The sequence below is a fragment of the Burkholderia sp. Bp9099 genome (assembly GCF_003857805.1).
In the GTDB taxonomy this organism is placed as follows: domain Bacteria; phylum Pseudomonadota; class Gammaproteobacteria; order Burkholderiales; family Burkholderiaceae; genus Burkholderia.
Genome location: NZ_QTPU01000039.1, coordinates 1 through 23,039, shown reverse-complemented (window position 1 = coordinate 23,039; position 23,039 = coordinate 1). Strand labels below are relative to the sequence as shown.

The 23,039-nt window shown below is 67.2% G+C and carries 18 protein-coding genes; 10 read left to right on the top strand and 8 right to left on the bottom strand.

Going from position 1 to position 23,039, the window contains the following annotated elements:
* Nucleotides 1-26 precede the first annotated feature (26 nt).
* Nucleotides 27-701 carry a TetR family transcriptional regulator gene (locus DIE17_RS32365; RefSeq protein WP_044848780.1) on the top strand — a complete coding sequence of 225 codons (675 nt, stop codon included), beginning with the start codon at nt 27-29 and terminating at the stop codon, nt 699-701.
* A gap of 139 nt (nt 702-840) precedes the next feature.
* Here the strand turns inward: DIE17_RS32365 and DIE17_RS32360 are convergent, their stop codons facing one another.
* Both DIE17_RS32360 and DIE17_RS32355 read right to left on the bottom strand, forming a co-directional pair.
* Nucleotides 841-2,664 carry a phospholipase D-like domain-containing protein gene (locus DIE17_RS32360; RefSeq protein WP_124921654.1) on the bottom strand — a complete coding sequence of 608 codons (1,824 nt, stop codon included), beginning with the start codon at nt 2,662-2,664 and terminating at the stop codon, nt 841-843.
* A 104-nt stretch (nt 2,665-2,768) separates the two neighbouring features.
* On the bottom strand, nt 2,769-3,527 hold the full coding sequence (locus DIE17_RS32355; protein WP_044848782.1) for a DeoR/GlpR family DNA-binding transcription regulator: 759 nt from the start codon (nt 3,525-3,527) through the stop codon (nt 2,769-2,771).
* Between the two features lie 205 nt (nt 3,528-3,732).
* Between DIE17_RS32355 and DIE17_RS32350 the strand changes: the two genes are divergently transcribed.
* From DIE17_RS32350 to nadE, 3 genes are all read left to right on the top strand, one after another.
* On the top strand, nt 3,733-3,918 hold the full coding sequence (locus DIE17_RS32350; protein ID WP_006752380.1) for a hypothetical protein: 186 nt from the start codon (nt 3,733-3,735) through the stop codon (nt 3,916-3,918).
* A gap of 252 nt (nt 3,919-4,170) precedes the next feature.
* The gene (locus tag DIE17_RS32345) at nt 4,171-5,040 is read left to right on the top strand and encodes a DMT family transporter (protein WP_124921653.1); all 870 of its coding nucleotides are present in this window, start codon (nt 4,171-4,173) and stop codon (nt 5,038-5,040) included.
* 279 nt (nt 5,041-5,319) lie between these two features.
* Nucleotides 5,320-6,156 (top strand): ammonia-dependent NAD(+) synthetase, encoded by an 837-nt coding sequence (nadE, locus tag DIE17_RS32340; protein WP_124921652.1) that lies wholly within the window; start codon nt 5,320-5,322, stop codon nt 6,154-6,156.
* Nucleotides 6,157-6,243: 87 nt separating this feature from the next.
* Here nadE and DIE17_RS32335 read toward each other — a convergent pair whose 3' ends face one another.
* From DIE17_RS32335 to DIE17_RS32325, 3 genes are all read right to left on the bottom strand, one after another.
* On the bottom strand, nt 6,244-7,920 hold the full coding sequence (locus DIE17_RS32335; RefSeq protein WP_124921651.1) for a S10 family peptidase: 1,677 nt from the start codon (nt 7,918-7,920) through the stop codon (nt 6,244-6,246).
* Between the two features lie 73 nt (nt 7,921-7,993).
* Entirely contained in the window at nt 7,994-9,619 is a 1,626-nt protein-coding gene (locus DIE17_RS32330; RefSeq protein ID WP_124921650.1) for a protease pro-enzyme activation domain-containing protein, read from the bottom strand.
* Nucleotides 9,620-9,878: 259 nt separating this feature from the next.
* On the bottom strand, nt 9,879-10,502 hold the full coding sequence (locus DIE17_RS32325) for a LysE family translocator (RefSeq protein WP_124488692.1): 624 nt from the start codon (nt 10,500-10,502) through the stop codon (nt 9,879-9,881).
* A 134-nt stretch (nt 10,503-10,636) separates the two neighbouring features.
* Here DIE17_RS32325 and DIE17_RS32320 point away from each other — a divergent pair, with 134 nt between their 5' ends.
* On the top strand, nt 10,637-11,101 hold the full coding sequence (locus tag DIE17_RS32320) for an Lrp/AsnC family transcriptional regulator (protein ID WP_044848788.1): 465 nt from the start codon (nt 10,637-10,639) through the stop codon (nt 11,099-11,101).
* A 68-nt stretch (nt 11,102-11,169) separates the two neighbouring features.
* Here the strand turns inward: DIE17_RS32320 and DIE17_RS32315 are convergent, their stop codons facing one another.
* Nucleotides 11,170-12,081 (bottom strand): LysR family transcriptional regulator, encoded by a 912-nt coding sequence (locus tag DIE17_RS32315; RefSeq protein ID WP_124523321.1) that lies wholly within the window; start codon nt 12,079-12,081, stop codon nt 11,170-11,172.
* 150 nt (nt 12,082-12,231) lie between these two features.
* Here DIE17_RS32315 and speB point away from each other — a divergent pair, with 150 nt between their 5' ends.
* Both speB and DIE17_RS32305 read left to right on the top strand, forming a co-directional pair.
* Complete coding sequence (gene speB, locus DIE17_RS32310; RefSeq protein WP_124488694.1) at nt 12,232-13,188, top strand: agmatinase; 957 nt, start codon at nt 12,232-12,234, stop codon at nt 13,186-13,188.
* A 53-nt stretch (nt 13,189-13,241) separates the two neighbouring features.
* A complete protein-coding gene (locus DIE17_RS32305; RefSeq protein WP_124921649.1) occupies nt 13,242-14,567 on the top strand; it encodes an MFS transporter in 1,326 nt (441 codons plus the stop codon).
* Nucleotides 14,568-14,748: 181 nt separating this feature from the next.
* On the opposite strand, the gene metE is transcribed toward DIE17_RS32305, so the two are convergent.
* Entirely contained in the window at nt 14,749-17,043 is a 2,295-nt protein-coding gene (gene metE / locus DIE17_RS32300; RefSeq protein ID WP_124921648.1) for a 5-methyltetrahydropteroyltriglutamate--homocysteine S-methyltransferase, read from the bottom strand.
* Nucleotides 17,044-17,170: 127 nt separating this feature from the next.
* Here metE and DIE17_RS32295 point away from each other — a divergent pair, with 127 nt between their 5' ends.
* The 3 genes from DIE17_RS32295 (at nt 17,171) to DIE17_RS32285 (ending at nt 20,958) form a co-directional block, all read left to right on the top strand.
* On the top strand, nt 17,171-18,079 hold the full coding sequence (locus tag DIE17_RS32295) for a LysR family transcriptional regulator (RefSeq protein ID WP_124488697.1): 909 nt from the start codon (nt 17,171-17,173) through the stop codon (nt 18,077-18,079).
* A 220-nt stretch (nt 18,080-18,299) separates the two neighbouring features.
* The gene (locus DIE17_RS32290) at nt 18,300-19,892 is read left to right on the top strand and encodes an inorganic phosphate transporter (RefSeq protein ID WP_124667898.1); all 1,593 of its coding nucleotides are present in this window, start codon (nt 18,300-18,302) and stop codon (nt 19,890-19,892) included.
* A 322-nt stretch (nt 19,893-20,214) separates the two neighbouring features.
* Complete coding sequence (locus DIE17_RS32285) at nt 20,215-20,958, top strand: 2OG-Fe(II) oxygenase (RefSeq protein ID WP_185735412.1); 744 nt, start codon at nt 20,215-20,217, stop codon at nt 20,956-20,958.
* A 255-nt stretch (nt 20,959-21,213) separates the two neighbouring features.
* Here DIE17_RS32285 and DIE17_RS32280 read toward each other — a convergent pair whose 3' ends face one another.
* Nucleotides 21,214-22,638 (bottom strand): DHA2 family efflux MFS transporter permease subunit, encoded by a 1,425-nt coding sequence (locus tag DIE17_RS32280; protein WP_124488700.1) that lies wholly within the window; start codon nt 22,636-22,638, stop codon nt 21,214-21,216.
* Nucleotides 22,639-23,039: the final 401 nt, after the last annotated feature.

Genomic DNA, 23,039 nt, shown 5'->3' with positions numbered 1-23,039 from the left:
CCGCCGCGAACCCACAACAAAGTCACATGAAAGCTGGAAGCAAGGCCGCCACGTCCGAAAGCCGCGCGCTTGCGACCGATGCGCGGCGCAAATACGATCCCGAGCAGACCAAGCGCAACATCCTCGACGTCGCCACGCAGGAGTTTTCCGCGATGGGCCTCGCCGGCGCGCGCGTCGACGCCATCGCCGAGCGTACCAACACGACGAAGCGGATGCTCTACTACTACTTCGAAAGCAAGGAAGGCCTGTACGAGGCCGTGCTGGAGAAGGTGTACGGCGACATCCGCGCGCTCGAGCAGGAACTGCACGTCGGCGACATGGAGCCGCGCGAAGGCATGCGCCGGCTCGTCGAATTCACGTTCGACTATCACGACAAGCATCGCGACTTCGTCCGCCTCGTGTCGATCGAGAACATCCACGGCGCGAAGTATCTCGAACAGCTGAAGTCGTTCAAGAACCGCAACGTCAGCATCATCAAGACGCTCGAGGAACTGCTCGAGCGCGGCGCGGCGAGCGGCGCGTTCCGCAAGGACATCGACGCGTTCGACCTGCATCTGCTGATCAGCTCGTTCTGCTTCCACCGCGTGTCGAACCGCTATACGTTCGGCGCCGCGTTCGGCCGCGATCCGTCGGCGCCGCGTCTGCGCGCGCGGCATCGCGAGACGATCGCCGATTCCGTGCTGCGCTACGTCGCCGCGTAAGCGCATCGCGCGGTTTCATCCGAAGGCCGGCGACGAGCGCTGAACCCGCCGCCCGGCCCTCTCCCGACTGGCACTACGACGCTTGCAACCGGCATGAGCCGGATTCACGCGGCGCGTTCCTTCAAGCCGCTCAGGCCGCTCAGGCCGCCTCAGGCCGAACTTCCGCCTCACGCCAGTCCGTCGGCGCCGACGCCAATGCGATCCGCGCCTTCTCTTCCGGGCTGCCCGCCACGTAATACTTCTTCGCCCAGCTCGAATCCGGTGCGAGCGCGAGGTGCCGTTGCGCACCGGCGCCCTGCCGTTGCGACTCGATCGACAGCGCCCGCGCGCGGTAGTGCTCGTAGAGCCGCAGGAATTCCGCGAGATAGATCGCCGCGATCCGCGCGTCGCGAATCTCCAGCAGGTTCTCGTCGTTGTACTGCTCGGAATTGCGGCTCATGTTCGCCGAGCCCGTGTAGACGATCGGGTTCGCCCCTTCCGCATCGATCACGATGAACTTGTGGTGGATCACGACCGGCGGATAGGCCGGCGCCGGCTCGCCCGGAAAGAGGCGCAGTTCCGGCTCGAAACCCTGCGGCACCGTCGCCGGTGAAAAATACGCGGCGTCGATCACGTCGCGATGATCGCGCCGACGATGGTAAAGCTCGAGGTTCGCGAGCGTCGCCGCATCGAGCGGCCGGCCGTCGTGCTGCGCGGCATCGGCCTGCGTCGCGCTGCCGGCGTTGATGCGGTTCACCAGGCCGAACATCATCAGGCCGCGGTCGCCGGCGGCAAAGCATGCGTCGCGCAGCGCCGCGTCGGTCGGCATGAACAGGCAGAACGACACCGAATGCTGCGCGGCCGCGATCGCGGCGACGATCGTATCGATCTCGGTGCGCTGCCCCGCCGGCTCCGGCGAAAACGCGACGCGCACCTGCGCGCTGCCGATCGTCAGCGGCTCGGACCAGCCCGGCGACAACCTCGCCGTCTCGGCGATCGGCGGATTCGCGGCCAGCGCCTGCGCACGCGCGTTGTACAGCGCCGCGAGCGCCGGCGAATCGAATGCGTGCAGCACGTTCGCCTGCTCCGTCAGCCCTTCGGTCGTGAAGTTCGCGGAACCGGTCAGCACGCGCGCGGGCGTCGCCGCAGTCGTCCCGTTCGCCGGTGCGTCGGTCACGATGAACTTGTCGTGCATGATGTGCGTCCTGTCGCGCGGCGCGCGCGTCGCGAGGCCCTGCAGCGCGTCGACGGCCGGCTGGTTCGGCGACGGCAGCGGCGGCTTGCCCTTGCGGGCGGTCACGTGCGCGTCGTAGACGATCGCGAGCGACGCTTCGCCGTGCTGCCGCCCGAACGCCTCGAATGCGGGCAACGCCCACAGCGTGTCCGTCAGGTGATAGACGGCCGAGACCGCGCGCGACGCGGGGTCGAGCATCTCCGCGAACACCTGTTCCATGTCGTTCGCGAGCCACGTGCGCAGCTTCAGCGCCTGGTCCGCGCTCGGCGCCGCATTCGGCGCGAGACCCAGCGCCGCGACCTGCTTCGCGAACGCCTGCGAACTGACCACCGCGCGATTGAACCACGTGCCGACGCCGTCCACGATGTGCGCGGGCAGCACGACATCGCACACGCCGGCCTGCGCATCGAGCACCTTCAGGTTCTCCGGCGTGCCGACGACCGGATAGACGTCATAGCGGAACGACGCATCGCGATCCTGCGGATCGATGCGCGCGTCCCACCACATGAATTTCTGGATCGGTGCCTGGTCGGTCGGCGCGTCGCCCTGCGTGCCGGCGGCCGGGCCGTCGAACGTGAGCCGGTTCGGCAGCCAGCTGTCCGGCGCGCGCGTCTTGCCGTCGGCCGACCAGAAGCCCGGCGTGCGCCGGATCGCGAAGCCGAGGAAGTCGGTGCGCGAGGCCGCGTCGGGCCAGTCGAAAGCGAGGAGAACCAGGGTCGGGGAAAGATAGCTGCGTACGCTGACGGTCATTCTTTGCTCCTGCCGCGGCGGCCGGTCGAAAGGAATGAGTCAGTGTCGAAGGCGCATCTTCCCGTGCGATGACCGTTCGATGAACCTTGTATGTCGGCGCCGCGTCAGTCGCACACGAGCAGCTCGATGCCGCGCGCGGTCAGCGCTCGGCGCACGGCCTTGTCCGGCGTGCGTTCGGTGACGAGATAGCGCGCGGCCGAGGCGCCGTTGATCCGCACCGGCGTCACGCGGCCGAACTTCGAATGGTCGGCGACGATGATCGCGGTGCCGGCCGCCGCGATCATCCGGCTGCGCACTTCGGCGGCGAGCCGCGAGTAGTCGGTGCAGTCGCCATCGGCCGTGATGCCGCCCGCGCCGACGAACGCGAAATCGACGTGGTATTGCGCGAGCTGCTGGATCGTATCGAGCCCGAACGTCGCATCCTCGTCGTCGGACAGTTCGCCGCCGAGCAGCGTCACGCGATTGCCGTTGCGCCGCGCGAGCACGAACGCGGTGCGCCAGTCGTTCGTGTAGATCGACAGCCGGTGCCGGTCGGCCAGCGCGAGCGCGACCGCATGCGGCGTGCTGCCCGAGTCGATCAGCACCGAGGCGTCGTCGGGCACGAATTCGGCCGCGCGTCGCCCGATCGTGCGCTTCGCTTCGGCATTCGCCGCCTCACGCTCGGACAGGCTCGGCTCGCGGCGATCCGCCGCCAGCGCGCCGCCGTGCGTCATCACGAGCAGGCCGCGCGCCGCGAGCGCGTTCAGGTCGCGCCGTACCGTCTCGCGCGACACGTCGAGCGAGCGCACGAGTTCGGCGACCGACAGCGCGCCCGATCGTCCGAGCTCCGACAGAATGTATTGATGACGTTGTTCCGCCAGCATCGCAATGCGCCCGAGGCGACTGGTAATGGGTAGGCCGACCATTGTATTACGGCCGTTTGACCGCCATTTGACGGCGGTGCGTCCGGCCGCGGCCACGTTTCACGAAAGCGAAATTCTGTATTGCCCGATGCGCGCGAATCGGCGTGGCAAGCGGTTGCTACACTCTGCGTTTCGCCGAACGACAGACCATCAAGGGGCTTGCGTCATGTACCGCAAAGGCAGTGTGCTCGAAATCCAGTTTTCGCCGGAACGGCTCAACGACGGGGCCGGCGATCCGTACTGGATCGACCTGACGCTCGACGAGGCCCGCCGGCTGTACGAACAGCTCGCCGCACGCTTCGCGACCGATGCGCGCGCGAACCAGCCGCTCGACACGTTCTCGCTCGACTGATCCCCGTTCCTCTGCGCGCGCCACGGCGCGCTTTCATGCCGCGGCGCCTTCGCCCGGACGGCCGCTAACCGGACGGCCGGCGTGCTGCCGCGCTCGTGGCGGATCACGCCCGCGGCCAACGTGCCGCGCACCGCTGCTGCATGCGTTCCGCACGCGCCACGCGCGAATGCAGAATCCGACAAGACGGCCGCGCCGCTTCACCCGATACTGGCCGGCTCACGATTCGTCCGGCCGTATCGCGGCCCGCCACGCATGTTTACCTCGCTCGTCGCCGCGGCTTTCGTCGCGCTGTGGTCCACCGGCTTCATCGTCGCCCGGGCAATCAAGCCCTACGCCGACCCGAACCTGTTCCTGCTCGCGCGTTTCGCGGGCACGGCCGTGCTGTTCGGCGCGGTGGCGCTCGCCGCGCGCGCGCCGTGGCCGGCGCGCCGCGAATGGCCGCGCCACCTGATCGCGGGCGCGCTGCTGCAGGGCGTCTATCTCGGCGCCAGCTACTGGGCCGTCGCGCAAGGGCTGAACGCCGGCGTGATGGCGCTGCTCGGCGCATTGCAGCCGCTTGCCACCGCCGTGCTCGCGGTGCCGCTGTTCAACGAGCGGCTGCCCGCGCGCGGCTGGCTCGGGATGGCGCTCGGGCTCGCCGGCGTCGCGCTCGTCCTCGCACCGAAGGTCGCGGGCAGCGTCGCGCCGCCGGCGGGCGCCGCGCCCGCGTGGTTCGTCGTGACCGTGTCGATCCTGTCGGTCGGCTCGATCACCGCAGGCTCGCTGTACCAGAAGGGCAAGCTCGCGCAGAACGACCTGCGTACGGCCGTCGCCGTGCAGAACCTCGGCGCGGCGATCGTCGCGGCCGTCTTCGTCGTGCTGCTGCACGAAACGCGCTGGATCGGCGCACCGGCGCTGTGGATCTCGCTCGTGTGGGGCGTCGTGTTCCTGTCCGGCGGCGCGGTCACGATGCTGATGTGGATGCTGCGGCGAGGCAACGCCGCGCGCGCGACGTCGTTGCTGTTCCTCGCGCCGCCGCTCGCCGCGCTGCAGGGCTACCTGCTGTTCGGCGAAACGCTCGCGACCGTCCAGCTCGCCGGCTTCGCGCTCGCGCTGGCGGGCGTCGTGCTCGCGCGGCGCTGACGCGGGCGAGCGCACGGGTTCGTCACCGCGCCCCGCCATGCGCGGCGTCGCGCTGCCGCCGGGCGCCGCGCCTCGTGGTTCATCGTGGCGCGCCCCGCCATGCCTCGAAACGAAGCATCCGCGCGCACGCCGGGGGACGCCGCCCCGCGCGCCGCACCATGACGATGCATCGCGTCTCGCCGATGCAACGCGCGGCCGCCGGATCGCATGCCCGGCGCGGCGCCGGGCCGCGATTGCGCTTATGATGGGCGCCTTGCATTTCGTTCCGGAACCACCTTCATGACATCCGCCGATTACGCCAGCCGCCAACGCGCGATCATTGCCGAACTGAACGTCGCGCCGCACTTCGACGCCGATGCCGAAATCGCCCGCCGCGTCGATTTCCTCGCGCAGTACCTTCGTTCGACCGGCCTGCGGACCTACGTGCTCGGCATCAGCGGCGGCGTCGATTCGTCGACGGCCGGACGGCTCGCGCAGCTGGCGGTCGAACAGCTGCGTGCCGGCGGCTACGACGCCCGCTTCATCGCGATGCGCTTGCCGAACGGCGTGCAGAACGACGAAGCCGATGCGCAACGCGCGCTCGCGTTCGTGCGCGCGGACGAAACGTTCACGGTCGACGTCAAGCCCGCCGCCGACGCGATGCTCGCATCGCTCGTCGCGTCCGGCCACGCATTCGAAAACCCGGCCCAGCAGGACTTCGTGCACGGCAACATCAAGGCGCGCGAGCGCATGATCGCGCAATACGCGGTGGCCGGCGCGCGGCGCGGCATCGTGATCGGCACCGACCACGCGGCCGAATCGCTGATGGGCTTCTTCACGAAATTCGGCGACGGCGGCGCGGACGTGCTGCCGCTCGCCGGCCTGAGCAAGCGCCGCGTGCGTGCGGTCGCCCGCGCGCTCGGCGGCGACGAACTGATCGTGATGAAGGTGCCGACGGCCGACCTCGAGGAACTGCGTCCGCTGCGCCCCGACGAGCACGCCTACGGCGTCACCTACGACGAAATCGACGATTTCCTCGAAGGCAAACCCGTCGCCGACAACGTGTACGAAACGGTGCTCCGCTTCTACGACGGTTCGCGCCACAAGCGCGCGCTGCCGTACACGCCGTTCGACTGACCGGCCGCGTAAGCCGGCTCGTTCAGCCGCAACACCGCGCCGCGCGAACCCTGGCGGTTACGCGCGGCGCCTGCGCGACGGGCAGCGCTACGCGTGCCCGCCCGCCTTCTTCGCCTGCAGCGCGCGAATCCGCAGCCGCGCGCCCGTATCGCTGACCGTCGCGTCGTATATCGTCGCGAGATCGCGCTTGAGCGCGGTGCGCGAACCGCCGTCGAGATACACCATGTGCCCGGACGGATAGAAACGCGCGGACAGGTTCTGCCGCACCTTCGGATCCTCGAGCGGCATCTGCTGCAGGTCGATCACGGTCTGGTAGAACGGCGTGACGAAGTCGTAGAGGCCGTTCGCCGACAGCACCTTCAGGTCGACGTTCAGCGCCATCACCGCGGCGAGATCGCCCGCCGTGTAGAGGATCAGGTTCCCCTTCGCATCGATGCCCTGCTGCGCGCCGGTCGGGTCGATGTGGCTGAAGTCCCAGTTCCGGAACGCCTGGTCGTTCAGGTCCGTGAACGCGGAATTCGACGTGAACTTCAGCTGCTCGTTCAGGTAGCTGTTCCACATCGCCGTGTAGACGCCCGTCACGGCCGTCATCGTCGGATCGTTGCCGCCCGAGTTCGGGTCGATCTTGCCGGCGATGCCCGACGAGATCCCGGTCACGCGGCCGTCGTACGACCCGAGCGCGAGCCCCTGCGCGTGCAGCAGCGTCGTCAGGAACAGCGAATTGCCGCGCGTGTCGTAGCCCGCGATGTCGAGGCTCCACGACTGCAGCGTCGCGGTATCGATACCCGTGTATCGCGACAGCTTCTGCACGGCGGCCGGGTCCGCATGCGGAACCGTGCGCAGCGCCTTCAGGTAGTCGGTGCGCGCGAATTGCGCGACTTCCTCGACGAACGCGCCGAGATCGGTCGGCGCGGGCGTGACGCCGAGCTTCTTGTGATACCACGCGTCGGCCGCCGCGGTCGGCAGCGCGCCGACCGGGTTGCCGGCCTGCCGGTAGTCGAGGATCGACGACTGCAGCGTGACGCCGTTCAGGTCGACGCCGTCCTCGTGCAGCTTGTACGCGAGCACGCAGCTGCGCGCGGTGCCGTACGACTCGCCGAACAGGTACTTCGGCGAATTCCAGCGGTTGTTCTTCGTCAGGTAGCGCTTGATGAACTGCTTCAGCGAATCCGCATCCTGGTCGACGCCCCAGAAATCGCGGTTCTTGTTCGGCGCGACGGCCGCGGAATAACCGGTACCGACCGGGTTGATGAACACCAGGTCGCTGTGGTCGATCATGCTGTCCGGATTGTCTTCCATCTGATACGGCGCGGGCGGCGTGAACCCCGGCATCGACGTCCTGATGCGCTTCGGCGCGAACGAGCCGAGCAGCACGAACACCGACGACGACCCGGGTCCGCCGTTGTAGAAGAACGTGACGGGCCGCGTTTCCTCCTTCGCGCCGTCGGCCGTGAACGCGACGTAGAAGAGCTTCGCGGCCGGCAGCGAGCTGCTCGGGTCGACCGTCACGAGGTGGCCGGCCGTCGCCGTGTACGCGATGCGCTTGCCATCGATCAGGATCGTGTGATGCGTGATCGCGGCCGCTTCGGTCGTGTCGGTCACCGAGTCGTCGGGACCGTTGCCGTACGCGACCGGATCGAAGAACGGCTGGTCGCGGCCGTGGCTCAGCGCGACCGGACTGATGGTCGGCGGCACGCCATGCGAATTGTGGTCGCCGTGATGCAGCGGATACACGCCGCCGGAAGATGCGGAATCGATGCCCATCGTGCTGCTCCTCGAGGTGAAAAAAGACGCGGGCAGGAAACCCGCGTCGCTTGGAAAGGCCGGTGCCGGCGCGTCAGCTCGACGGCTTGCGCGCGAGGATCGCCGCGAGTTTCGCGCCGTCGGGGCTGCCGAGGCCCGTGCACGCATCCCAGCCGGACGCGGCGGCATACGTGCCGTTCGAGCCTTTCGTGATGTCACGCAACGCGCCAGGATTCTTGTACAGCGCCGGGTTGATCCAGCCGGCCGATGCACTCGCCGCCACACCGGCCGCCGCACTCGCCGCCGCACTCGCCGCCGCATTGATCCGCGCGATCAGCGCGGCCCACAACGGCGCGACCGCGCTCGTGCCGCCCATCACCGCGACCGTGCCGGCGACCGACACCTCGTAGCCCGTCTGCGGCGATGCATCGGCGGCGACGTCCGGCACGCCGCGCTTCGTGAGCGGCGTGGTGCTGCCGTCGGCGAGCGTGACGGTCAATCCCTGCTGCCACGCCGGCAGGTCGAACAGCGTGCTGACACCGCCGCCGCCCGCGCCGCCGCCGGCCGCCTCGTCGTTCCACGCGACTTCGCTGCGAATGCCCTGCCCCGGCAGCGCATCGAGCTGCGTGCCGCCGCAGCCGAGCACGTAAGGACTCGACGCCGGGAAGTCGACGTGATCCGTGCCGTCCTGCAGCCCGTCGCCCGAGCCGCTGTCGCCCGACGCCGCGCACACCGTGATCCCCTGCGCGGCGGCCGCCTGCAGCACGCGGTTGAACGCATGCGCCGACTGCGCCTGCCAGATCGCTTCCGGCCCGCCCCAGCTGATCGAGATCACCGACGGCCGGTTGGTCTTGTCGGTGACGGCCGCGTTGACGGCCTGGATGAAGCCCGCGTCGCTGTTCGGCGCGAAATAGACGGCGAGCTTCGCGGCGGGCGCGATCGCACCGGCGATCTCGATGTCGAGCGCGACTTCGCCGTCCGGGCCGTTCGCCTCGCCGGTCGGCGCATTGCGGCCGGTGCCGACGTTCACGTCGACGAGCGTCGGCGGCGTCTTGATGCCGAGCCCGCGGAAATACTGCTGGATATCGGCCGCGCGATAGCCGCCGCCGAGTTCGACGATCGCGATGCATTGCCCTGCACCGTCGCCGGCCGGAAAGCCGTACAGCGACGCGAGCTGGATCGGCGTGAACGTGACGGCGGGCGCGCCGCGCGCGGGCTGGAACGGCGGACGCAGCCGGAAGTGCGGCCGCGCCTGCGGACGGCTGTCGAGGCCGAGCACGGCCGTGACGGCATCGCCGAGCTCGTCCGGCAGCGCGATCGGGCCCGAGCGGCCGCGGTACTGGCCGATCGAACGATGCTCGAAACGCTCGAGCTTCACGCTGAATGCCGCTTCGAACTGCTGGATCGAGCCGGACAGCACGACGACGCTTTCGACCGGATCGACGCGATCGACCGTGAGCTGGTGACGGCGCGCGAAGTCCTCGGTCTTGCGAATGTCGTCGGGATTGGCGGAGAAACGCTGCGCGAACGCTTCGCGCGACAGCGGTTTCGCCTGTGCGTCGCCGGTGGCGAGCTGCTGGACCAACGTGTCGAGTTGCCCTTCTTCCTGCCGCCGCAACATGATCGTGACGTGGATACGTTCTGCCGGATCGCACGGGCCGAGACACTTCGACTCGGCGACGATCCGGGGTTCACGGTCGGCGTGAAGATGCCTTGCCATGTTCAGACCCTCCTTGGTACCGCGTTGCACGGAACAGCCAGGAAATCGGACATAGCCGGCGGAAGTCGGTTCCGTTCGGTCAGTCGGTTCGCGAAAGCGCGAAGCTGAAGGGAGTTTAGATCAGTCAGACGATTTACGCGCACGCCCTTCCACCCCAACGCATGCGCGCGAAGCCCGGCATGGCGCGCGGCCCGCGTTCGGCAGCGCATCGCGGCCGCGCGGCAAGTCGAGCCGCGCGGCCGTGATGCAATGCAGCAGCTCAATCCATCGACAGGCGCAACGCGAACCCGATCAGCGCCGCGGAAAACGTCCAGCGCTGGACCGTCTGCGCGAGCGGATGCGCGCGCATCCACGCCGCGATGCGCGACGCGCCGAACACGCATGCGAGGTCGAAACACACGCCGGCCGCGACGAGCAGCGCGCCGAGCTCGAACATCTGCCACACGACGGGCCCTGCCTCGGGGCGCACGAACTGCGGCAGCAGCACCGAGCAGAACAGCAGTGCCTTCGGATTCAGCAGGTTCGTCAGCAGCCCCTTGAAGAACGACTGCCGCAGTTCGCCCGGCGCCGCCCCATCGCCGTCGCCGAGCGCGAACACCGGCGAGCGGAACACCTGGATCGCGACGTAAGCGAGATAAAGCGCGCCGCCGTAGCGGATCACTTCATACAGCCACGGTGCGCTGCGGATCAGCGCCGCGACGCCGCAGGCGGACAGCGTCACGTGCGCGGTGCGCGACAGCGACAGGCCGGCCGCCGCCGCCATTCCCGGGCGCACGCCGCGGCCGATGCTGGTCTGCAGCACGAGCGCCATGTCGGGCCCGGGCACCGCGTAGATGGCCGCCAGCGCGGCGAGATAAATCAACAGCAAATGCGTGGAAATCATGGTCTGCCCCCGTTCTTCAGTGACGATATGTTGCCGCTGAAGGGAGAGCGATTATTGGCCATCTTTGGCTCGAAATTGGCGATACATAGCGGAATCCGCCACAATCACGGAATTTAGACAAGGATTCCGCCAACATGACCGAACTCGACAAAACCGATCGCGCGATCCTCGCCGCGGTGCAGCGCGACGGCCGCCTGCCGATCGCGCGTCTCGCCGATTCCGTCGGCCTGTCCGAGACGCCCTGCGCACGGCGCCTGAAGCGTCTCGAAAACGACGGCTACATCGAGCGCTACCGCGCGCAGCTGTCGCGCCAGGCGCTCGGCTTCGGCGTCGTCGCATTCGTGCTCGTGCGGTTCGCGACGCACGACCGCAAGGTCGCCGACCGGTTCGAACGGGAAGTGCTCGGCATCGAGCGGATCCTCGCGTGCCACAACGTCGCGGGCACGGCCGACTACCTGCTGCAGGTGGTCGCGCGCGATCTCGACGACTACGGTACGTTCCTGCGCGACTCGCTGCGGATGCTGCCGGGCGTCACGTCGATCGAATCGGCGTTGTCGTTGCGGGAGGTGAAGCACGATGCGGGGTTGCCGGTGCCGTGATGCGGGCAGTGGATCGCTCCGGCGTGACATTCGTTCACGTTGCCGCCCTCAGGCGACCTCACGCGACCTCACACGACATCGGGCTTTTGATGCGCGCGCTCGAGATCCTCGAGAAACGCTTCGACGAGCGGATCGCCGCGCCCGTCGCGCGCCACGACCATGTGGAACGTGACGTCGTAGTGCAGCTGGTCCGGATTGAGCGGCGCAAGCAGCCCCTGCGCGACATACGGCGCCGCAAAGTGCTGCGGCAGGTAGCCGAGGTGATGGCCTGACAGGATCAGCAGCGCGACGGCCTCCATGTTGTCGGCGGTCGCCGTCACGCGATCGGGCGTCGTCGACATCTGCGCCTCCGGCAGCGGATACGAGCGCCACGCCCATTCGAATCCCGCGACGTCGGCCGGCGTCAGCGCGCCGGCGCGTTCGAACAGCGGATGGCCGCGCCCGCAGTACGCCACCTGCCGCTCGATGAACAGCGGCGTGTAGTGCAGCGACGGCACGCGGTGCCAGAAATAGCCGACCGCGATCTGGATCTCGTTGCTCAGCAGCTTTTCCTCGAGATCGCCCGGCGCGCGCACCGAGATCGAGAAGCGCACGGCCTCGTCGCGCGTGCGGAACGCGGCGATCGCCTCGGCGATCCGTGCATTCTGGCTGACCGGCGTATGGCCGATCAGGCCGATGTGCAACGTGCCGACCAGCTGGCGGTCCATGTGCCGCGCCGCGATCCCGAATTCGTCGAGCGCGGCGAGCAGCTTGCGGCTCATCGCGTGGAACCGCTCGCCTTTCGGCGTGAGCCGGAAGCCGCTGCGGCCGCGCTCGCAGAGCCGGTAGCCGAGCCGTGTCTCGAGCGACGACAGCTGCGCGCTGATCGTCGACTGGCCGACGTTCAGGATCGCTTGCGCGGCCGACACGCCGCCCGCGTCCGTGACCGCGAGAAACACGCGGATCAACCGCAGATCGAGGGTCGACAGATTCCCCAGCACGCTATTCCCCTTTTGTTCCCCTTCCATACATCGATGAAAATCGATGTTTACGTCGATATCTTCGCATTCTTCTTTCCGGCCGGACGCGTAAAACTATGTGCCAGGCCGCGTCGAATGATACGGCAACCCCACATCGGAAGAGACAAGCCCATGAACGACCACACCCATTTCCAGCCGCTCGGCGGCAATGAAATGCCGCGCAGCGGCGGCATCGCGACGATGATGCGCCTGCCACACGTGGCGAGCGCAGCCGGCCTCGACGCCTGTTTCGTCGGCGTGCCGTTCGACCTCGGCACCTCCAACCGCACCGGCGCGCGCTTCGGCCCGCGCCAGATCCGCACGGAATCCGTGCTGCTGCGCCCGTACAACATGGCCACGCGCGCCGCGCCCTTCGATTCGCTGCAGGTTGCCGATATCGGCGACGTCGCGATCAACCCGTACAACCTGCACGATTCGATCGCGCGCATCGAGGCTGCATACGACGCGATTCTCGAGCACGACTGCAAGCCGGTCACGCTCGGCGGCGACCATACGATCGCGCTGCCGATCCTGCGCGCGATCCACCGCAAGCACGGCAAGGTCGCATTGATCCACGTCGATGCACACGCCGACGTGAACGACACGATGATGGGCGAAAAGATCGCGCACGGCACGCCGTTCCGCCGCGCGGTCGAGGAAGGCCTGCTGCACGGCGACAAGGTCACGCAAATCGGCCTGCGCGGCACCGGCTACGCGGCCGAGGATTTCGACTGGTGCCGCGAGCAGGGCTTCCGCGTGGTCCAGGCCGAGGAATGCTGGAACAAGTCGCTCGCGCCGCTGATGGAAGAAGTGCGCGCGCGCATCGGCGACACGCCCGTCTACATCAGCTTCGACATCGACGGCATCGACCCGGCCTACGCACCGGGCACCGGCACGCCGGAAATCGCGGGCCTCACGGTGCCGCAGGCGCTCGAGATCATCCGCGGCGCGAAGGGGCTGAACATCGTCGGCTGCGATCTCGTCGAAGTGGCGCCGCCGTACGACCCGTTCGGCACCACGGCCCTGCTCGGCGCGAACCTCGCGTACGAGCTGCTGTGCGTGCTGCCCGGCGTCGCCTATCGCGACTGATCCCGGCACGCGACCCATTCCAAATCAGAGAATTCCAGAGGAGCACATAACAGATGGGGACTGCCATCAAGCAACCGAAGCGGGCGGCGCTCGCTTCGTTCGTCGGCACCACGATCGAGTGGTACGACTTCTATAGCTACGCGACCGCCGCCGCCATCGTGTTCGGGCCGCTGTTCTTCCCCGGTGAAAGCCGTTTCGTCAGCCTGCTCGCGTCGTTCGGCTCGTTCGCGGTCGGCTTCTTCGCGCGGCCGCTCGGCGGCGTGATGTTCGGCTATCTCGGCGACCGCTTCGGCCGCAAGCGCTCGCTGCTCGCGACGCTGATGCTGATGGCCGTGTCGACGGTCGCGATCGGCCTGCTGCCGACCCACGCGCAGGCCGGTGTGATCGCGCCGATCCTGCTGGTGCTGATGCGCGTGCTGCAAGGCATCGCCGTCGGCGGCGAATGGGGCGGCGCGGTGCTGCTCGCCGGCGAGCATGCGCCCGAAGGCAAGCGCACGTTCTTCGCGTCGTTCGCGCAGCTCGGCAGCGCGAGCGGCCTGATCCTGTCGATGCTCGCGTTCGGCGCGATCAGCACGCTGTCGAAGGACGACATGATGAGCTGGGGCTGGCGCGTACCGTTCCTCGCGAGCGCCGTGCTGCTGGCGGTCGGCTTCGTGATCCGCGCGTGCGTGTCCGAGTCGCCCGAGTTCGAGGAAGTCAGGAAGAGCGGCAACATCGCGCAAAAGCCGTTGCGTGAAGCACTCAAGTACTGGCCGCTGCTGCTGCTCGCGATCGGCGCGAACGTGTACGGCATCGCCGGCGTGTATTTCAGCAACATCTTCATGATCAGCTACGCGACGCAGTTCCTGTCGCTCGACCGGTCGATGGTGCTGCATTGCATGACGATCGTCGCGGTGCTGCAGTTCGTCGTGCAACTCGCCGCCGCGTTCCTCGCACAGCGCTTCGGCACGACGCGCGTGCTGCTGATCACCGGCGCATGGGCCGCGATCGTGCCGTTCGTGATGCTGCCGCTCGTGCACCTGGGCACGCCGCTGTCGATCACGGTCGGCGTCGGCCTCGCGACGCTCGCGGAATCGGGCTACTACTCGGTGGTCGCCGGTTTCGTCAGCGGCATCTTCATCGCGCGCATCCGCTATACGGCGATCTCGATCGCGTACCAGGTGTGCGGCGCGCTCGCCGGCGGTCTCACGCCGCTCGTCGCCACGCTGATCGCGCAGAACACCGCGCCGCAATGGTGGCCGCTCGCGATCCAGTACACGAGCGCCGCCGTGCTGTCGTCGGTGTGCGTGTGGCTGATCTCGCGCCGCGTCAGCATCGACGATGCCGGCGCGCCCGGCAGGGCGGACGAAGCGCTGCCGCGCGGTGCGCGTACCGCGTAACCTCACGCAAACGGGCAGGCGACATCGCCTGCCCGTTTGCGTCGGGCGTCGGGCGTCGGGCGGTACGCCGCAACGCCCCGCCTTGCCCCGAACATTCATTGCGACAAACGGCCCGCACATGCGGGCCGCTTGTTTGCCGCCCGATCGTCGATCGGGACGGCCGGCGCGCAGCGTTCGCGCGTCATTGCGCCTGGCTGCGCAGCGTCTTCGCCGCGGCGACCATGTTCGTCAGCGCCGGAAGCACTTCCGCCCACTGACGCGTCTTCAGCCCGCAGTCCGGGTTCACCCACAGGCGCTCCGCCGGAATCCGCTCCGCCGCCTTCTTCATCAGGCCGACGATGTGATCCTGCGTCGGGATGTTCGGCGAATGGATGTCGTACACGCCCGGCCCGATCTCGTTCGGATACCTGAAGCTGTCGAACGCGTCGAGCAGCTCCATGTCCGAGCGCGACGTCTCGATCGTGATCACGTCCGCATCCATGTCGGCGATCGACGCGATGATGTCGTTGAACTCCGAATAGCACATGTGCGTATGAATCTGCGTATCGTCCCGCACACCGTTCGCGGCGATGCGGAACGACTCGACCGCCCACTTCAGGTACGCGCCCCATTGCGCGCGACGCAGCGGTAGCCCTTCGCGCAGCGCGGCCTCGTCGATCTGGATCACGCGCACGCCGGCCTGCTCGAGATCCAGCACTTCGTCCCGGATCGCGAGCGCGAGCTGATGGCACGACACCGAACGCGGCTGGTCGTCGCGCACGAACGACCAGTTCAGGATCGTCACCGGGCCGGTCAGCATGCCCTTCATCGGCTTGTTCGTCAGCGACTGCGCGTACGTGATCCATTCGACCGTCATCGCCTTCGGGCGGCTGATGTCGCCGAACAGGATCGGCGGCTTCACGCAGCGCGAACCGTACGACTGCACCCAGCCGAACTGGCTGAATGCGTAGCCGTCGAGCTGCTCGCCGAAGTATTCGACCATGTCGTTGCGTTCGGCTTCGCCGTGCACGAGCACGTCGAGCTCGAGCGATTCCTGTTCGCGCACGCTGCGCGCGATTTCCGCCTGCATCGCCGCGCGGTAGCCGGCTTCATCCAGCGCGCCGGCCTTGAACCGGCTGCGCGCCTGGCGGATCTCGGCAGTCTGCGGGAACGAGCCGATCGTCGTCGTCGGGAAGGCCGGCAGGTTCAGGCGCGCCGACTGCTTCGGCGCACGCTGCGGGTACGGGCTCGCACGGTTGCCGAGCTGCGCGTCGATGCGCGCGATCGCGGCCTTCACCGCCGGGTTGTTCACGCGCGGCGAGCGACGGCGCGAGCCGATCGCGGCCGCGTTCGCGGCGAGCGCGTCGGCCACCTCGTCGCGGCCTTCGTTCAGCGCGGTCGCGAGCACCTTCAGTTCGTCGAGCTTCTGCAGCGCGAATGCGAGCCACGAGCGGATCTCCTCGTCGAGCGTCTGCTCGCTCGCGAGATCGACCGGCACGTGCAGCAGCGAGCACGATGGTGCGAGCCACAGGCGCTCGCCCAGTTGCTTCGCGAGCGGCTCGAGCCAGTCGAGCGCCGCGTTCAGGTCCGTCTTCCAGATGTTGCGTCCGTTGATCGCGCCGACCGACAGCACGCGCCCGGCCGGCAGTTCGCGCACGAGTGCGTCGATTTCGTCGCGGGCGTGGATCGCGTCGACATGCAGGCCGTCGACCGGCAGCGAGGCCGCGAGCGCCAGGTTGTCCTGAAGCTGGCCGAAATACGTCGCGAGCAGCAGCTTGATGCGGCGCGTCTCGAGCGCGTCGTATGCCGTGCGCAGCGCCTGGCGCCAGGCGGCGTCGAGCTCGGTCACGAGGATCGGCTCGTCGATCTGCACCCATTCGACGCCTTGCGCGGTCAGCGTGTCGAGCAGCGCGCCATATACCGGCAACAGCTTCGGCAGCAGCGCGAGACGATCGGAATCGTCCTTCGCCTTGCCGAGCCACAGATACGTGACGGGGCCGAGGATCACCGGCTTCGCGGCGACGCCCTGCTCCTGCGCTTCCGCCAGTTGCTGGAGCAGGCGCGACGGATCGAGCGAGAAGTTCGTATCCGCATGGAATTCCGGGACGATGTAGTGATAGTTCGTGTCGAACCACTTCGTCATTTCACCGGCCGCGACTCCGCCGCAGCATGCCGCGTGTGCTTCCGCCGACTGCGCCGAGCGGCCGCGCGCGACGCGGAAATAGTTGTCGAGCGCATCGCCATGGAAGTCCTGCACGCGTTTCGGCAGGTTGCCGAGCGTGAAGCTCATGTCGAGCACCTGGTCGTAGAACGCGAAATCGCCGATCGGCACGAGATCGAGGTCGCGCTGGTCGTTCCAGTGGCGCTGGCGGAGTTCGGCGCCGAGTGCCTTCAGCGCGTCGCGCGACGACTCGCCCTTCCAGTAGCGTTCGAGACCGAATTTGAGTTCGCGCTTCGCGCCGATGCGCGGAAAACCGAGGTTGTGGGTCGTAACCATGAAGCTGCCGTCCTGAAGAAATAGTCGATCCAGCAGCCATCATAGGGATTTCATCCCATGAAATAAAATGGCATTATTTCATTCATCCATTAAATCTGTTCATGTATCTGTCGGGCAAGCGATACCCATGCTGGAACGATTCCATCTCGTCGTGATCCGCGAAGTCGAGCGCCAGGGCTCGTTGACCGCGGCCGCCAACGCGCTGCATCTCACGCAATCGGCGCTCAGCCATACCGTCCGGAAAATCGAGCAGCAACTCGGCACGCCGATCTGGGACCGCGAAGGCCGCGGCCTGCGGCTCACGCAGGGCGGGCAGTATCTGCTGAAGCTGGCGAACCGGCTGCTGCCGCAGTTCGAGCTCGCCGAGGAGCGCATGAAGCAGTACGCGAAGGGCGAGCGCGGCACGCTGCGCATCGGGATGGAGTGCCATCCGTGCTACCAGTGGCTGCTGAAGGTCGTGTCGCCGTACCTGTCGCGCTGGCCGGACGTCGACGTCGACGTGAAGCAGCGCTTCCAGTTCGGCGGCATCGGAGCGCTGTTCGGCCATGACATCGACGTGCTCGTGACGCCCGACCCGCTGAACAAGCCGGGCCTGCGCTTCGATCCCGTGTTCGATTACGAACAGGTGCTGGTGGTCGCGGACGCGCACCGTTTCGCGAACGCCGACTACGTGACGCCCGAGCAGCTGACCGACGAGATCCTGATCACCTACCCGGTCGAGACCGACCGGCTCGACATCTACAACCAGTTCCTGACGCCGGCCGGCATCGTGCCGCGGCGTCACAAGTCGATCGAGACGACCGACATCATGCTGCAGATGGTGGCGAGCGGGCGCGGCGTGGCCGCGCTGCCAAGATGGCTTGCAGACGAATACGCGGACCGGATGCCGGTCGTGCCGGTCAAGCTCGGCAAGAAAGGGATCGCGAAACAGATCTTCCTCGGCATCCGCGAGGCGGATGCGTCGATCGACTATCTGGCCGCATTCGTCGCGCTGGCGCGTGAATCGACATGGAGCGCGCCGCGCATGCTGCGCTAGCGGCGCTCGCGCCGTGCGCGCTTCCCGCGGCCCGCATGCCGGTGCGCGGGCCTGTTCACGATATGGATGACGACGCGAGCCGGCACGACATGTCGCAATTCGACGTCACGGCACCCTCCCCTTACACATCCGTAAGACGATGATTCGACGTCCCGACTGTCATCAAACTGACTGGTGGCGAAAGCTAGGATCGGACGCGGTTCCCTTACGAGATGCCGTCATGAATCAACCTGCTTCGTCCGCACCGAACAATTCGGGTTCCGTCGAACGCACCAGGCAGGTCGGCTATGCCGTCTTTCTGCTGGTGCTCGCGTTCGGCGCCCTCTATATCGCCACGCACCTGATCGCCGACCTGTCGCCGGTCCGCGAAGGCTCGCTGTTTCCGTACCTGATGCTCGGCGCCGCGCTGCTGATCGCGCTCGGCTTCGAATTCGTCAACGGCTTCCACGACACTGCAAACGCGGTCGCCACCGTGATCTATACGCACTCGCTGACGCCGAACGTCGCGGTGATCTGGTCCGGCATGTGGAACTTCCTCGGCGTGATGGTCTCGAGCGGCGCCGTCGCGTTCGGCATCCTGCAGTTGCTGCCGGTCGAGCTGATCCTGCAGGTCGGCAGCGGCGCAGGCTTCGCGATGGTGTTCGCGCTGCTGATCGCCGCGATCGTGTGGAACCTCGCGACCTGGTATTTCGGATTGCCGTCGTCGAGCTCGCATACGCTGATCGGGTCGATCATCGGCGTCGGTCTGATGAACCAGCTGATGCACGGGCCGTCGGGCACGAGCGGTGTCGACTGGGCCCAGGCGCTCGGCGTCGGCAAGTCGCTGCTGTTCTCGCCGATCGTCGGCTTCCTGTGCGCGGCACTGCTGCTGCTCGTGCTGAAGGCGCTCGTGCGGGTTCCGGAGTTGTACAAGGAGCCGCCGAAGGATCAGCCGCCGCCGTTCTGGATTCGCTGCCTGCTGATCCTGACCTGCACGGGCGTGTCGTTCGCGCACGGGTCGAACGACGGGCAGAAAGGGATGGGCCTCATCATGCTGATACTGATCGGCACGGTGCCGACCGCGTATGCGCTGAACAAGGCCGTCACGCCGGCCGAAACGCAGACCTTCGTCGCCGTCGCGAACCAGGCTGCCGCGACGTTCGGGAAGTACACGAACGGCGTCGCGCCGTCCGCGAACCCGCGTGCCGACGTCGAACACTACGTGCAGCATCGTGAACTGACGCCCGCGGTGCTGCCGGCCGTGCAGCAGCTGTCCGCGTCGCTCGCGAACGCGGTCGGCGCGTCGGGGTCGATGGCGGCGGTGCCGCAACGCGACGTCGACAACGTGCGCAACACGATGTATCTGGTGTCCGAAGCCATTCGCCTGATCGAGAAGTCGGGGCAGCCCGCGTTCGCCGCCGACGACAAGCTCGCGATCGACAACTATCGCAAGCAGCTCGACCACGCGACCAAGTTCATTCCGACCTGGGTGAAGGTGGCTGTCGCGATCGCACTGGGCCTCGGCACGATGGTCGGCTGGAAACGGATCGTCGTGACCGTCGGCGAGAAAATCGGCAAGCAGCATTTGACGTATGGGCAGGGCGCGTCGGCCGAACTCGTCGCGATGCTGACGATCGGCGCCGCCGACGTGTACGGGTTGCCCGTGTCGACGACGCACGTGCTGTCGTCGGGTGTCGCGGGCACGATGGCGGCGAACGGATCCGGGTTGCAGTGGAGCACGGTGCGCAGCCTCGTGCTCGCGTGGGTGCTGACGCTGCCCGCGTCGATCGTACTGGCTGGCGGGCTCTACTGGTTGTTCCGGTCGGTGGCTTGATCGGGGAAGCGGCGCGTGGCCGGTGAAAACCGGTCGCCTGCCGTGGAAGGTTCCGCAGTCGCTTCTCTGCTTCTGCGCTTCTGCGCTTCTGCGCTTCTCCGCTCCGACACATCGCGGCATCCGATGTGTCCGCGCCGCGCTCCCAACTTTCTCTCCTCCCCTCCCTTCCGAATTGAAGCGCAAGATCTGGAGCGCGCCAGCACGCGGATGCCGCTAGACTGGGTTCATCGACTTTCATCGTGGCTTCAACCGTGCACGCGACGCTGGCGAGTATTTCGCGCGACCGTACGGCGCCACACTGCTGACGAACCGAGGGATGCCCGTGAATATCGCCGATCTGCAACCTGCCGTCGAATCGCCAGACATCGCGCAACGCGTCGACGCAATCGACTGGTCGACCGTCGATGTCGAGCTCGATCGCTACGGATGTGCGCGGGTACCAGGCCTGATCTCCACAAGCGAGTGCGATGCGCTCGCCTCGCTCTATGCGCGGGATGCGCTCTACCGTTCACGCGTCGTGATGGCACGGCACGGGTTCGGGCGCGGCGAATACAAATACTTCGCGTACCCGCTGCCCGCGGTCGTCGCCGAGTTGCGTGCGACGCTCTATCCGCATCTCGCGCCGATCGCGAATCGCTGGAACCAGGCACTCGGGATCGACGTCCGCTATCCGAAAGAGCACCGGACCTTCCTCGATCGCTGCCACGCGGCGGGGCAGACACGCCCGACGCCGCTGATCCTGCAATACGGGCCGGACGACTACAACTGTCTCCATCAAGACCTGTATGGCGAGCATGTCTTTCCGCTCCAGGTCGCGATCCTGTTGTCGGCACCCGGGCGGGATTTCACGGGCGGCGAGTTCATGCTGACGGAACAGCGGCCACGCATGCAGTCACGCGCGGAAGTGGTGCCGCTCATGCAAGGCGACGCGGTGATCTTCGCCGTGCACGGCAGGCCCGTGCAGGGAACGCGCGGCGTCTACCGCGTCAACTTGCGCCATGGTGTGAGCAGAATTCGAAGCGGCCACCGCCACACGGTCGGCATCATCTTCCATGACGCACAGTGACGGCCCGCGGAACGAACATGACGCTGTCGCGCCATTCGGCACGCGGACAGGGTCGTGCAACCGGCACCGCACGTCGGTGCTCGAGGCTCGTTGCACCCTGCCGTCGCCGTACGGTCCGCTCATCGCTCGTGGTAACGGATAACGGGTTGTGCCGCCCGTCGGACCATCGTCGCCTCGACCGATCGATGTTTCAGGTGAGCAACGAAAAGCCGCCGCCCTCACCTGTCGCGACGCCAAGGCAACGCGAGATCCGGCCTACCCTCGGGCCACATTTGCCCGCAGGCGGTCGCCAGCATCGGAAGCCAGCCGCGCATAGCCCGGCAGCGTCAGCAGCGCGAGCACGCCCGCCGCAACGAACGCCCAGCGAAAATCGTCGAGTACGTAGTGCATGCCGGCCGCGTCGCCACGTACCAACGCCGCGAGCCGCAGCGACAACGCACCGAATGCGATCCCCATCCCGATCGTCATCTGCTGCGCGGCGCTCCACAGCGTGCTGGCCGCGCTCGTCTGCCGGGCCGGGATATCCGCATACGCCAGCGTCGCGAGCGTCGTGAACTGCATCGACCGCGTGAGCCCGTAGACGAATACGACGAACAGCGTGATCGCCAGCGGCGTCGACGCGGTCAGCCAGCCGCACGCGATCGTGAAGATTCCGACGATCGTCACGTCGACGAGCGCAACGCGCCGGAAACCGAAGCGGTCGAGGATCCACGACGTTCCCGCCTTCATCCCGAGATTGCCGAGCGCGCTCGCGAGCAGCAGCAGGCCGGACTGGAACGGCGACAGCCCGAAGCCGATCTGGAACAGCAGCGGCAGCAGGTAAGGCACGGCGTTGATCGCCATCCGCGTGATCGAGCCGGTGATCACCGTCACCGAGAACGTCGGCACCTTCAGCGTCGTGAAATCGAGCAGCGGGTGCGCGCAGCGTTGCGCGTGCATCCACGCGGCGATGCCGAACAGCACGCTCGCCCCCACCAGAATGCCCGCGCGCGTGAAGTCGACGTCCTGCTGGCCGGCCGCTTCGGTACCGATCAGCAGACAGGTCAACGCTCCGCCGGCCAGCACGAACCCGACCCAGTCAAGCGGCCGTTGCTCATCGGCCCGTGTATTCCGGACGATCAGCCAGGTACAGACGAGCGCAGCGATGCCGAACGGGACATTCAACAGGAAGATCCATCGCCATGACGCGTAGGTCGTGATGAAGCCACCGATCGGCGGCCCGACGACCGGCGCGACGATGCCCGGCCACGTAATCGTCGCGATCGCACGCATCAGCCTGGCCTTCTCGGTGCTGCGCACGACGATCATCCGTCCGACCGGCACCATCATCGCCCCGCCGACACCCTGCAGCAGTCGCGCGGCCGTGAACGTCACCACGCCCTCGGACAGCCCGCACAGCACCGACGCACCGGTAAAGACGAAGATGGCCGTGGCGAACACCGTACGCGAGCCATAGCGATCCGCGATCCAGCCGCTGATCGGGATGAACACCGCGAGCGCCAGCATGTAGGCTGTCATCCCGAGGCTCAATGCATTCGGCCCGACGCCGAACGAGCGCGCCATCTGCGGCAACGCGGTCGCGATCACGGTCGTGTCGAGATACTCCATGAAGAACGTTGCCGCGACGAGGTACGGCAGGAAGTCGGTCGTCCGACCACCTTGGGCAGGGCTGTCAGTCATGAACGGTACAGGAGACGGAATGCGAGGATGCCGAGTTCCGGCAGGTGCAGACGAGGCCGGTAATCGGGACGAGTGGCGATATTACCCTGAAGGATTGATTGTCCGCTCTGCCGGGCATGTCCCGCGAATGGACTTTATGCGCATAGATTTTTATGACGATATTGCGCCGCGTTGGCCGAATGGTGCACACGAGCAGGTCGACGTGACACTTCGCGGGACGGATGGATCAAGCCGGGGGATTCCGCTGCAAAGTGGCATTTCCAGACAATTGTGGACCAACGTCACGCATCGTCGGCCAGTATGACGTCATCGTCATACGCCGCGACATTGACTGATGCTGACAGACGGCGGATTGGTGTGATCTGGAGAAGGATGTACCGGGTAGATCTCGGTGGGCAAAG